Genomic DNA, 13,612 nt, shown 5'->3' with positions numbered 1-13,612 from the left:
GTACGGCGCGTTTCGTGCCGGCGGCCCTCAGGCCGGCTGCGCAAGCGCGAGCCGCGCGAGCAGCACCCCGACGACCTCGCGCGACGCATCCTTCATAAAGTAGTGACCGCCCTCGATGTCGCGCACCTCGACCGGCCCCGCGAAATGCTGGCGCCATGCACGGATCTCGGCGGCGCTGACCACATGGTCGCGCGTTCCGCCGAGAATCGTCGCGGGAACCGCGAGCGGCGCGCGCGACGTATGGACGTAGGAATTCAGCAGTTCGATTTCGGCCCGCAGGCTGGGCAGGAACACCGTCAACAGCTCACGGTCCGCAAGAACCTGCTCGGGAATGCCGCGCAGACGTTTCAGGGCGTCGATGAACTCGGTTTCCGGCAAACCGGCAATGTCGCCGACCGGGTTGTGCAGATGCGGAGAGGGATAGGCCGCGAGGAACAGGTGCTCCGGCGCAGGTGCGCCTGCATCGCGCAACGCATGCGCGAGCCCGAACGCCAGCAGCGCGCCGAGACTGTGCCCATAGATCGCATACGGCGCATTCAGGCTCGGGATAAGCACGTCGCGCAGTTTCTCGATCAGCGCCGGGTATTTCGCATAGGCCGTCTCGGTATGGCGCGGCGGCCGGCCGGGCAGTTGCAGCGCCTGCAGGTCGATGTCGTCCGGCAAATACCGCAGCCAACCGGAAAACACCGAACTCAGACCGCCCAGGAACGGAATGCAGAAGAGTTTCAGCCGCGGGGACTGCGACGCACGCGGGACGAGGAACCACTTACCGGCGTCCGACGCCTCCGCCTTCGATGGCACGGCGGCGAGCGGCGCGGTTGCCGGCGCCAGCGCCGCCGCAGGCGATGCGGCCGCGCCGAACTGCTGCGCCAGGCATTCGGCGAGCGCGTCGGTCGTCGGATGACGCCATAGCACCGCTGACGACAAGGGCATCCCGACCTCGCCTTCGATCCGGTTGCGCAGTTCGAGGCCGGTCAGCGAATCCAGTCCCATCTGCGGGAAGGTCGTCGACGGCGTCAGCGCGGCTTCCGAGACGCGCAGCACCGCTGCCGCATGCCGTCGCACCAGGCTCTGGAGCTGCGCCAGCCGTGCGTCTGGCGACGCTGCCTCGAGCAGGTCTCGCGATGTGCCGTTGCCCGGCCGCTGAATCGATGCGCTGCGCAGCGCATCGAAACGCGGCTGCGCGGCCACGGCGGTCGACGCCTCGAGCCAGCGCGCGGCGTCGAACGGAAACACGCCGATTACCGGGGCATCGCACTTCATCAGCATGCCCAGATAGCCATGGGCTTCGCCGGTGGTCAGGCTGGCCGCCCCGCGTTCCGCCAGGCGCGCACCGCGTTCGTCGCGCGCCGCAGCCAGTCCCGCATCCGAGAAAGGTCCCCACTGCACGCTGAGTGCCGGCAGGCCGCTCGCGCGCCGATGACTCGCGAGCGCGTCAAGGAACGCATTTGCCGCGGCATAGCTGGCTTGCGACGGCGATGGCAGCAGTGCGGCCGCCGACGAATACAGGACGAAGTGATCGAGTTCGCGCCCGGCCGTCAGTTCGTGAAGGTGCCATGCGCCATCGACCTTCGGCTCCAGCACGTGCCGGTATGCATCGGGCGTCTGGGTATCGACCAGTCCGTCTCTCAGTACGCCGGCCAGGTGATAGACGCCGCGCAGTGGGCCGAACCCGGCCTCGATCGCCTCGAGTTCGCGCGCGAGCGCGGCGCGCGAGGTCACGTCGAGCGCGACCGTGCGCACTTCGGCGCCTTGCCGACGCAGGCGTTCCGCCAGCGCACGCCCCGCCTCGCCCTCCGCCGAGCGCCCTATCAGGACGATCCGCCGCACGCCGTTCTCGACCAGCCATCCGGCCAGCGCGGCCCCCAGGCCGCCTGTCCCACCCGTGATGAGATGGGTACCGCGCAGCAAGGGGGCGGTTCCGCCCGGCTCGGCAAGCGTGATGTCGGGATCGCGCATCGTCAGGACGAGCTTGCCGACGTGCTGGGCCGACGCCATCCGCTGAAACGCTTCCGCCGCGCGCGACACGGGCACGATCGTGGTCGGGAGCGGCGCAACCGCGCCCGCGACGAATGCATCCATGACCCGCCGGAACAACGCAGCGAACTGCTCGGGCCGTTCACGCTGCAATCCGCTCAGATCGATCGCCACGAAGCGGATCCGCTTCTTGAAATGCCGCAGTGACAGGCGGCCGTCTTCGTAGATATCGCGCTTGCCCAGTTCGAGGAACCAGCCGTCGGCGGCCAGCACCCGCAGATTCTGCTCGATCGCCACGCCCGTCAGCGAATTGAGCACCACGTCGACCCCCTGCCCGCCCGTCGCATCGAGGGTCGCGCGTTCGAAGGCCGCGCTGCGTGAATCGAAGACGTGCCGCACGCCCATCCCGCGCAGCATCTCGCGCTTGGATTCGCTGCCGGCCGTCGCGATCACTTCGGCGCCTATCGACAGCGCAAGCTGCACGGCCGCCAGTCCGGTTCCTCCGCTGGCCGAGTGGATCAGCACCCGCTCCCCCGCCCGGAGCGACGCCACTTCCTTCAGCGCGTACCACGCGGTCATCGACGCAATGGGCAAGCCGGCCGCGTCCGCGGCCGACAGCGTGTCGGGACGCGTCGCCACGAGCGCGGCGTCGACACACACGTGGCTCGCGAAACAATGCGCGCCGATCGCGACCACCGGCTGCCCCATGCGTATGCCCGAGACGCCGGGGCCGACACGCGACACGATGCCGGCACATTCGCTTCCCAGCGTCACCCGGTGTTCCTGTTCGCCCAGGAAAAAGCCCATGGCCCGCATGACGTCGGCGAAATTGAGCGCCGCCGCGTCGATCTCGATCTCCACTTCGCCGGGCGCGGGCTCGAGCCGCTGCGTGGCCCGCAGTGTCAGCGAACCCAACACGCCGGGCCGGTCGATCTGTACGCGATAGGGCTCGCCCGCGAGTCGCGCGCTCGCTGCACGCTCCTCGCCAAGCGGCTGGCGAGCGAGCCGGCCAACCCAGCGCGCCTCGCGCAACGCGACCTCCGTCTCCCCGCCACCGCCGACGAGCTCGTCGGCCAGGCGGTCAGCCTGCCGGCGTATGTCGGCAGGGTCGAGGTCGATGCAGCGCAGGCGCCAGTGCGCATGCTCCGCCGACACGGCGCGGGCGAATCCCCAGAGACCCGCGTCGCCCAGCGTCGCGCGCGCCGGCGCACCGCCGGCGACGCTTTGTGCGCCCGCGGACACGAACGTGAGACGTGGCGCCGGCCGGCCGTCGAAGGCGCCCAGCATGGCCTGCGCCATGGCGAGCGCATCGATGCTCGCATGCAGCGTCGGTTCGCCCTGGCAATCGTCCGAGAGCGCGCGCTCCACGCTGTCGCCCAGCCAGACGACCTCCCGCGCCGCGTCCCCATCCGCTTGCGCCCACGCACGGAACGCGGCCATCGGAAACGGCTCGTGTTCGCCCGCCCGCCATGGGAGCAGCGTCGCGCCGAGACACGCCTGCAGGCGCGCGAGCCACGGCCCGGACACGTCGCCGTTCGCGGCGACGATCAGCCAATCGCGTGCCGCAGCGGCTTCAGCCACCGGTATCGGCTGCTCGATCCATGTCTGGGCGTGCAGCCAGCGTCCCTGCGCGGGCAGCGATGCGCGGGCGCGGTCCGGATTCAGGGCCCGCAGGCCGACGATACGCGCGATTACCCGCCCTGCCGCATCCCACACGACCAGATCGGCCGTGGAGGCCGCGCCGTCGCCCGTGCGCACGCCGTAGACCCACGCGGGCGCACCGGCGCTCGCGGCAATCGCGACGCTGGCGACGGACACCGGCACCTGCGCATGTTCACCACGCCGGGAGCCGAGCCAGGCCAGCCCGTGCAGACAGGCATCCAGACTGAAGGCGTCCAGGCGAGCCTCACCACCCTCCGGCTCCGTCGCGGCGGCAAGTTGCGCGACAAAGGCGTTGTCCCCCCACCCGAGCCGGGCCACGCGACGAAAGCGCGGGCCGTATTGCAGCCCCGTCGCGTCGAGCGCGTCGTATAGCGTGACGCCGTCCACCTCGTCATGCAGGCGCGCCCTGACTTCGGCGAGCGCGGGCAGTCCGGCGTCATCCAGCGGACCAGCGTCGTGAGCCACGTTGCCGCTCGCGTGCTCGATCCAGCGTTCATCGTGCTCGTCGTCCCGGCTGCTCATGCGCCAGCCCGCGGCGTCCGGAGATTGATCGACCAGCACGAGCTGCAGCGAACGCGGCGCGGGGGCATCGTCGCGAACGGCGAGCACCTGGCGGAAGGCCACTTCCGTGAGCGACAGGTTGCGCGTTGGCCAACGCGCGCGCGCGGCACGCAGCACCAGGCTCAGGAAGCCCATGCCGGGCAGCAGCGCGCTGCCGTCGACACGATGCTGCGCGACGAGCGGATGGTCGATGCTCACGCTGCCTTCGGCCATCGCGACGCCGGTCTGACCGGCGATCATGCGCGGCGCGTCAAGGATCGCATCCGTGCGGCCGTCCACGCCCGCCGTGCGCCGATAGGCAGGCAGGGGAAATTCGACGTGGTCCCAGCTGCGCGCCGGAATCTCCGTCATCCAGGCCGGCGTGCGTCGGACCTCCAGGCGTGCGCCGTGGGCGAACACGAGGCCGGCGGCCAGCAGCGCCGTGCGCTGCTGAGGCGCTCCATCACTCATTGCGCACACAACGCATCCTTCGACGCCCGCCTGCGCCAGCGCATCCTCGATCGACGCACTCAGTGCCGGCCGGGGCGAGATTTCCACGAACAGCCGGTAGCCGAGCGCAATCAGCTTTTCCAGGGTGGGATAGAGCAGCACGGGTTGCCGCAGATTGGCCGCCCAGTAGTCGGGCGTCAGCGCGGCCCCGTCGATCTCGGCGGCCGTGACGGTCGAATACAGCGGCAACGCGCCGGCACGCGGCGCAATGTTCGCGAGCGCGGCCTTCAGTGGCGCCAGCAACGGTTCCATGAACGCGCTGTGCGATGCATAGTCGACCCGCAGCCTGCGGCAGAACACGCCCGCAGCCTGCCACGCGACGACGAGCGCGTCGATCTCGTCCTGCGTGCCGGACACCAGCGTCGAGGCGGGCCCGTTGCAGGCGGCCAGGGTGACGGCCCGCGCCTCGGCGGTCACGCGCGCCTCGACCTCGTCGCGACTCAGCGCCACCATCGCCATGGCGCCGCCCTTGACGGTGGCGCCCAGCCGGCTGCGTTCGCAGATGATGCGGGCGCCATCGTCGATCGACAGCGCGCCGGCGACGGTCGCCGCGCTGACCTCGCCCATGCTCTGTCCGACGAGCGCATCGAAGCGCAGGCCCAGCGCACGCAGATGCGCGGCGAGCGCGACCGCGACCGAAAAGATCAGCGGCTGCACGGTGGCGACATCCAGCGTCGAAAATGCCGCTTCGTCGGCCGCCAGCGCGTCGCGCATCACGCGTCCGGAATGACGCTCGATTGCCTGTGCGCACGCGTCGAACGTGTCCGCGAAGGCGCCGCGTGTCGCGTACAGCTCGCGACCCATCCCGACCCACTGAGCCCCTTGCCCGGAAAACACCGCGACCACGCCGCGCCCGTCCGGCAGACATGCGCCGCGTGTCAGGTCCGCCACGGGTGCGCCGTCCGCGAATGCCGTCAGCTGCGTGGCCAGATCGTTCGCGTCGCGTCCCGCGACGGCGATGCGCAGCGCCTGCGCATTGCTGCGCGCACGCGCCGTGTGACATACCTCGCGCCAGCGCGAGGGCGTCTCGGTCAAGCGGCGCGCGAAACGCCGCGCCTGGTCGCGCAACCCGGCGTCCGAAGCGGCGCTCAAAAACACCGCGTCCTCCTCGCCGGACGCCGGCGCCTCGGCCTCGGCAGGCGCCGGCGCCTGCTCCACGAGCGCGTGCGCGTTAGTGCCGCTGAAGCCGAACGAGCTCACGCCGGCGATCCGGCTACCGGACGGATTGAGCGGAAACGGCGTCAGCGTCGTCGGCACCCGCAGCCGCTCGGCATCCCAGTCGAAATGCGGGTTGAGTCCGTTCAGGTGCAGGTTCGGCGGAATCGTCGCGTGCCGCAGCGCGAGCACCGCGCGCAGCAGTCCGGCCAGGCCCGCGCCGGCCTCCAGATGACCGATGTTGGTCTTCGCGGACCCGACCCAGAGCGGATCCTCCCGATCGACGCCATAAGCCGTCGCCGCGGCGGCGAGTTCGATCGGATCGCCCAGTTCGGTTCCGGTGCCGTGCGCCTCCAGATAACCGACGTCGTGCGGCTTCAGCTTCGCGCGCGACAGGCAGGAGCGCAGCAGCTCGGTCTGCGCGAGCCGGTTGGGCGCGGTCAGGCCATTGCTTCGACCATCCTGGTTGATCGCCGTCTCGCGCACCGAGGCGAGGATCCGGTCGCCATCGCGCACGGCGTCGCTCAAGCGCTTGAGCACCACGACGATACAGCCCTCGCCGCGCACGTACCCATCCGCATCGGCGGAGAACGCGCGGCAACGACCGCTCGGCGACAACGCGTTGAGTTTCGCGAGCGCCACCGACGACTCGGGCCCCGCGCTCACATGAACGCCGCCCACGAGCGCGAGACCCGTCTCGCGCTTACGCAGCGCCTGACAGGCGAGGTGCAGCGCGACCAGCGACGACGAGCAGGCGGTATCGATACTGAGCGCCGGCCCCTGAAAGCCGAACACGTAGGCCAGCCGGCCGGACGCCGTCGCGAGCGACGCGCCGGTCGCCGAGTAGGGATCGGCCGACTCGATCGCGAACCGGTGCGTGAAATCGTTCGGGCAGATGCCGACGAAGACGCCCGTATCGCTGTCGCGCAGTCCCTCGACGTTCAGCCCGGCGTGGTCGAGCGCCTCGAACGACACTTCCAGTAGCTGCCGCTGCTGGGGCTCCATGCGTTCGGCTTCCCGCGCTGAAATGCCGAACGCGGCGTGGTCGAAGCGGTCGGCGCCGTCGAGCACGGCCATCGCGTTGCTGTAGACCGCCCCCGCCGCATTGCGATTCCGGTCGAACAGGCCGGTCGTGTTCCAGCGCGTCTCCGGCAAGCCGGACACGGCATCGCCGCCGCGTTCGAGCAGCGTCCAGAAGCTGTCGAGATCCACGACGCCGCCCGGCAGGCGGCACGCCGCGCCGACGATCGCGATCGGCTCCGAGCGCTCGCGTTCAACCGCCTCCAGCTTGAGCCGACTGCGCTCGAGTGCCGAGAGCGCGCGCACCAGCGGGGATTGCGCATCCGTTACCGTCATGACAGGTGTCCTTCCAATGCAGTGATTTCCTGATTGAGCCGCGCATACAGCTCGTCCGCGGACAGATCGACCGGCGGGGCGGTCTCGCCCTGCGCCGGGTCGGGAGGCGCGGCGGTCGCGGCGGCGGCGGATAGCCCCGTCGCGAGCGAGGCAAGATGCGTCGCGAGCGCGTCGATGCTGGGATAGTCGAAGGCGATCGTGGGCGCCAGACGGCGGCCCGTGAGCGCGCACAGCTCGTTGCGCAGTTCCATCGCCATCAGGGAATCCAGGCCCAGGTCACGCAACGACAGATGGGCGTCGAGTCGTGTCGAAGCCCGGGTGCCCGTGACCTTGCGCACGGCCTGGTCGACCAGTGCGCGCGGATCCATGTCGTGCGTCGGCGTCGCGGTCGACGCCGCCGGCTGCTGCGCCGCAGAACGTCGCAGATCCGCCAGCAGCGACGACCGCGCGCGACGCGCCTGCTCCACCCGGGACCAGTCCGCCGCGATCACCGCGACCTGCGGCGCGGGCGCGCAGAGCCCCCGCGCAAGGGCGGCCATGCCGCTCGCCGGCCTCAGCAGGAACTGCCCTTGCGCGCGCAGCCGGCGCAGCGCGCCGGCATCCAGCTCGCTGGCCATGCCGGCCCCGCCCCACCGCCCCAGTTCACGCCGAGGCCGGGTAGACCCAGCCGGCGGCGATGTTGGATCAGCGTGTCGAGATAGCCGTTGGCCGCCGCGTAGTTGCCCTGCCCCGCCGCGCCCAGGACCGAGGCGATCGACGAATAGACGACATAGAAATCGAGTGCAGCGCCTTCAGTCCTGGCGTGGAGCCAGCGCGCACCGTCGACCTTTGGCGCAAACACGCGGCGATAGCGCATCGCGTCGAGTGCGCCGAGCGGTGCGTCGTCGAGCACGCCGGCGATGTGCAGCACGCCGCGCAGCGGCGGCCAGTCGTTCTCGAGCACGGAAAACAGGCGCTCGACCTCCGCTTCGACACCTACGTCGGTCTGCACCCAGCGGCATCGCGCTCCGCGCGCGCTCAACGCGTCGAGCAACGCATCGAGCGCGGCGTTGCGGGTACGCGCGGCCAGCACCACGTATCGCGCGCCCCGTTCGACCAGCCATTGCGCGGCCTGCCGGCCCAGTGCGCCGCTCGCGCCCGTGACGAGGTAGGTCGCTCCGGCGGACAGCACGTCGCTCTCATCGTCCGCGACCCGCAGGACGATCTTGCCGACATGGCGGCCCTGCGCCATGGTGCGGAACGCGGTTCTCGCGGCACGCAGGGTGTGGACCGTGCGTGGAAGCGCTTGAAGCTCGCCGCCTGCGAACATCGCGCGCAATTCGGCAAACAGTGCCGCGATCCGGACGGCGGGTACATCGGCGATGTCGAACGGCACGTAGCGTGCGGTCGGGTGATGCGCGGCGACACGCTCGGGCGTCCAGATCTCCGCTTTGCCCATTTCCAGGAAGATCCCCGACGGGCCGAGCGCGCGCAGGCTTTCCGGAATGAAATCGCCGACCAGCGCATTGAGCACCGCGTCGACGCCCTGCCCGCCCGTCTGCGCGAGAATCTGTCCGGCGAAGCCGAGACGGCGCGAATCGAAGCGCTGCGTGACGCCGAGCCGCGCCAGCAGGGGATGTTTGCCCAGGCTCGCCGTCGCGAACACGTCGAGACCCATGCGCTTCGCGAGCTGGACGGCCGCAAGGCCGACCCCCGTGGCCGCCGCGTGAATCAGGATCCGTTGTCCGCGTGCGAGCCCGCCGAGCGTCGTCAGCGCATAGTGCGCGGTCAGGAACGCGACCGGCACGGTCGCCGCCGCTTCGAACGACCAATCGTCGGGAATCGGCGCGACATGATCGGCATTCACGACCACGTGCGACGCGAAACTCCCGTCGGCCATCGCCATGACGCGATCGCCGACGCGCAGCGTCGTCACGCCCTCGCCAACCGCGCGGATCACGCCGCTCAGTTCGCCGCCGATCCCTGTCGCGCTCACGGGCAGTTTGCCGAGCACGCGCAGCACATCGCGGAAGTTGAGGCCCGCGAAGCGCACCTCGATCGCGACCTCGCCCGGTCCGACTGCCGGTTGATCGCATGTGGCGAGCGCGAGCGACTCGACCCGTCCGTCCGTCGACGCGACCAGCCGATAGGGCATCGCAGCCGGTACGGCGAGGCCGTCGTCGTCGGCGCAGGGCCGCATGCGCAGCGCGTAGCGGCGCGCACGCAGACACACATCGCTCTCGCCATCGTTGCGCCCCACCTCGTGCCACAGCAGGTCGGCCGCTGCGTCGGCCGGCGTCCCGCGCGCCAGGTCGACATTGATGCAGTGCAGATCCGGATATTCGAGGGCGAGCGTGCGGCCGAGTGCCGCGATAGCGCCGGCTGCCGGCACGACGGGCGCCGGATCGTCGGCCGGACTGCCCGCGCCGGCGGTCACGAGCCAGAGTCTGAAATCCGGCGACAGCGGCGCATCGGCGAGCGCCACGGCCAGCGCGCCCACGCGCGCGGCCACCGCGGCGAGCGCCGCGGCGTCGAGGGTCTCTTCCAGGCCGGACACGATGCGCAGCGCCCCGCGCAACGGCCCCGGCGCCGTGCGCAACGCGGCGACGATCGTTTCGCGTTCGGCGCTCCCGTCGACATGCACGAACGTCATCCCGACACCGTCGCGCGCGAAGCGCGCGGCGAGCGCCGCGCGCTCGGCTTCGGCGCCCACGAGCACCCAGACACCGCTTGGGTTTTCCTGGTCGGCGACGGCGTCGACCGGCGCCCATTCGACCGCGTACGCCTCCGGCTCCACCTCGCCGGCGACGTCACCCCCGGCAGGGTCGGCGAGACGGCGCAGCGTCATCCCGCGCACCATCATGACGGGCGTGCGACCGGCCCCGAACAGGCACAGCGAGGCGCGGATCGTATCCGTCTGTGCGCTGCCGTCGCAATCGAGCCAGACTGCCACCTGCGATGCGGTGAACGGCCGCGCGTCCTGGCACAGCACGATTTCGTCGAACGCGAGCGGTACGAACGCGCCGTCGCGCTGCTGATAGGTCAGGCAGGCAGCGGTTGCCTGCAGCGCCGCATCGAGCAGGCCGGGATGCACCGCCAGTCCGTTTTCGGGCGCACCGTCGATGAGCGTGGCCTCGGCCCGATGCTTGCCATGACGCACGTCGGCGATGGCCTGGAATCTGCCGCCGTAGCCGAGCCCGCGCTGGGCGAACTGCGTGCGCAGCGCGTCGCCATCCAGATGCGCGACGAGCGGATCGGCGGAGTCGACGGGCGGCAGATCCGTCGTGCGCGCGACGGGCGCTAACTCGCCACGCGCATGCTCGACCCAGTCCGCCCCGGCACGATGGTCCGCGCACCGGCTATGGATGGCAAAGTGGCGCGCGTCGCCCGAGCGCGCGGACACGATGAGCTGGATGATCCGCGTCTCGTCCTCGGCGAGGCGCAGCGGCGTACTCAGCACCACATCGCGAACGCCCGTCGCCATGCCGTCGCCCAGTGCGTCGCACGCTTCGAGCGCAAGGCTCAGGTAGAAGCTGCCCGGCACCAGCATCGAGCCGAACAAGCGATGATCGCGCAGGCACGCGTGGCTGTGCGCGCCGCAATGCAGTTCGAAGACGGTCGTGCCGTCCGCCACTTCGACGCGCGTACCGAGTCCGGATGAGACGGAACCCGGCGTGCTGCCCGCGACTTCATGACCATCCGGTTCGACCCAGTAGCGTTTGCGCTGGAACGGATAGGTCGGCAGGCCAATCTTGACTGGCCGGTCGAGCGCATGCAGCGCCGCCCAGTCGAGTGCCGCGCCGCGCACGTGCAGGGCCGCTGCGCTCTCCAGCATCTGCTGCACGTCGCCCTTGCCCGACCGCAGGCTCGCCAGCGATACCTGCTCGCTGTCCGGCCCCAGCGTCTGCCGCGCCAGCGCCACCAGCGTCGGGCGCGGGCCGATTTCCAGCAGCACGTCCACTCCCTGCGCCGCCAGCGCCTCGATGCCCTGCCCAAACCGTACCGCCTGCCGCGTATGCTTCAGCCAGTACGCCGGCGTGCCCACTTCCGCCCCCGCCAGCGCACCGCTCACGTTCGACACCAGCGCCACCCGCGGCGCCGACAGCAACGTCGATTCCAGGCTCGCCCGGTACGCATCCAGCATCGGATCCACCAGCGGCGAATGGAACGCATGCGAGCCCGGCAGTCTGTCCGTGTGTATCCCGTCCTGCTCCAGCTTCGCCTGCAGCGCGTCGATCGCCTCCGCCCGGCCCGCCACCACCTGCTGCAACGGCCCGTTCAGCGCGGCTATCACCCCCTCCGTCGCGCCTTCCCCGGACAGCCGCTCGCGCAGCGTCTGCTCGTCCAGGCTCACCGACAGCATGCTCCCGCCCTCGCACAGGCGCTGCATCAGCCGCCCGCGCTGCGCCACCAGCTTCAACCCGCCCTCCAGAGTCAGCACGCCCGCCGCCTGCGCCGCCATGTACTCGCCCAGGCTGTGCCCCATCACCACCTGCGGTGTCACGCCCCAGCTTTCCCAGGTCACGCGCAGCGCATAACCAAGCGCGAACAACGCCGGCTGCGTATAGTCCGTCCGGTCCAGGAGCGCGGTCGATTCGCCGTACATCACGTCCAGCAGACCGGTTTCCAGTTCGTCCTTCAACAGCTCCGCGCATGCGTCGAGCGCCGCCCTGAACACCGGCTCGCGCTCGTACAGCTCGCGCCCCATGCCCGCGTACTGCGCGCCCTGGCCCGTAAACAGCATCGCCACGCGCGGCCGGCGGTTGCGGTACACGCCGCGCATCAGCGCCGGCAGCGCACCGCCCGCCCCGAAATCGCGCAGCCGCGTCACCAGTTCGCCGGACTCGCGCACCACCCATGCGGCGCGCTGCTCGAACGCGCTGCGTCCCGTATTCGCCGTGTAGCAGACCGAGGCGAGATCGGCGTCGCTCCGTTCGATGAACGCCGCGTAGTTTGTCGCCTGCGCCCGCAATGCTGCCTCGCTGCGCGCCGACAAGGTCAGCACCTGCACGCCGCGTCCCGCCGGGCGCGCTTCGCGCGCCACCTCCGGCGCCGCCTCCAGGATCGCATGCGCGTTCGTCCCGCTGAACCCGAACGAACTCACGCCGATCATCCCGAGCGGCGCATCCCCTGCCGCCGTCAGGCGCGTCGGCACGGTCAATCCGCTGCCGGCCCAATCGAAGCGTGGATTCGGATGCGTGAAGTTCAGGCTCGCGGGGATCTGCTGGTGCTGCAACATCAGCACGGCCTTGATCAGCCCCGCGACACCCGCGGCGGCCTCCAGGTGGCCGATGTTGGTCTTCACCGAACCGACCGGCAACAGTTGCCCGGCCGGGCGCGCGCGTCCATAGACCTTCGACAGCGCGGCCAGCTCGATCGGATCGCCGAGCGGGGTGCCCGTGCCGTGGGCCTCGACATAGCCGATCGCGTCCGCGCCGACGCCGGCATCCTTCAGCGCCGCTTCCAGCAGGCGCTCCTGCGCGCGGCCGTTCGGCACCGTCAAGCCACTGCTCGCCCCATCGTGGTTGATCGCCGTACCGCGGATGACCGCGAGAATCCGGTCGCCGTTCGCGCGTGCATCCGCCAGCCGCTTCAGCACGATCACGCCAGCGCCTTCGCCGCGCAGATAGCCGTCGGCCCCGGCGTCGAAGGTATGGCATCGGCCGGTGGGCGACAACGCGCGAATCTTGCAGCAGAACACCGTCGACAGCGGCGACAGCATCAGCGCGACGCCGCCCGCCAGCGCCATGTCGCACTCGCCCAGGCGCAGGCTCTGGCACGCTTCGTGGATCGCGACCAGACTCGCCGAGCACGCCGTGTCGATGAGCATGGTCGGTCCCTCGGCGCCCAGGACGTAGGCAAGCCGGCCGGGGGCGATGCTCGGCGTGTTGCCGAGCCCCGCATACGCGTCCACGCGCGCGGCGTCACGCCCGAACGCAAGCCGCTCGTAGTCGTGCCAGCTCACCCCCATGAAGACGCCGCACGGCGCGCCGCGTACTGAACTGGGCGCGATCCCGGCATGCTCGAGCGCTTCCCAGCTTACTTCCAGCAGCAACCGCTGCTGGGGGTCGAGCGAGATCGCCTCGCGCTCCGATATACCGAAGAACCCCGGCTCGAACTGGTCCACCGTGTCCAGAAAGCCGCCGCGGCGCATGTACATCTTGCCCGGCGCGCTCGGATCGGGGTCGAAGAAATGCTCGACGTCCCAGCGGTCGGCGGGGATCTCCGTCGTCACATCTCGTCCGTTCGACAACATGTCCCAGAATGCATCGGGACCGGCGACATCATGCGGGACGCGGCACCCGATCCCGACGATCGCGAGCGGTTGCCGCTGGGCGCGCTCGAGTGCCTCGACACGTTCCCGCGCCAGTTTGAGCGCCTGGGCGATGCGTTGCTGCGTCGTACTCACCTTGATGTTCCCCTGTCTGTGCGG

The 13,612-nt window shown here is 70.6% G+C and carries 3 protein-coding genes; all 3 read right to left on the bottom strand.

Annotated elements, in window-relative coordinates; all coding sequences use genetic code 11:
* Window positions 1–27 precede the first annotated feature (27 nt).
* From Bsp3421_RS00095 to Bsp3421_RS00085, 3 genes are read right to left on the bottom strand one after another with little or no spacing between them, the layout of a single operon-like run.
* Entirely contained in the window at window positions 28–7,200 is a 7,173-nt protein-coding gene (locus tag Bsp3421_RS00095) for a type I polyketide synthase (RefSeq protein ID WP_273995059.1), read from the bottom strand.
* The gene (locus Bsp3421_RS00090; RefSeq protein ID WP_273995058.1) at window positions 7,197–7,817 is read right to left on the bottom strand and encodes an acyl carrier protein; all 621 of its coding nucleotides are present in this window, start codon (window positions 7,815–7,817) and stop codon (window positions 7,197–7,199) included. Before Bsp3421_RS00090 ends, Bsp3421_RS00095 begins: the two co-directional genes overlap by 4 nt.
* Window positions 7,754–13,588 (bottom strand): type I polyketide synthase, encoded by a 5,835-nt coding sequence (locus Bsp3421_RS00085; protein ID WP_273995057.1) that lies wholly within the window; start codon window positions 13,586–13,588, stop codon window positions 7,754–7,756. The genes Bsp3421_RS00090 and Bsp3421_RS00085 overlap by 64 nt, the downstream gene beginning before the upstream one ends.
* Window positions 13,589–13,612: the final 24 nt, after the last annotated feature.

It is taken from the genome of Burkholderia sp. FERM BP-3421, from assembly GCF_028657905.1.
Taxonomy (GTDB): domain Bacteria; phylum Pseudomonadota; class Gammaproteobacteria; order Burkholderiales; family Burkholderiaceae; genus Burkholderia.
This window is presented reverse-complemented; position numbering and strand designations above follow the sequence as displayed.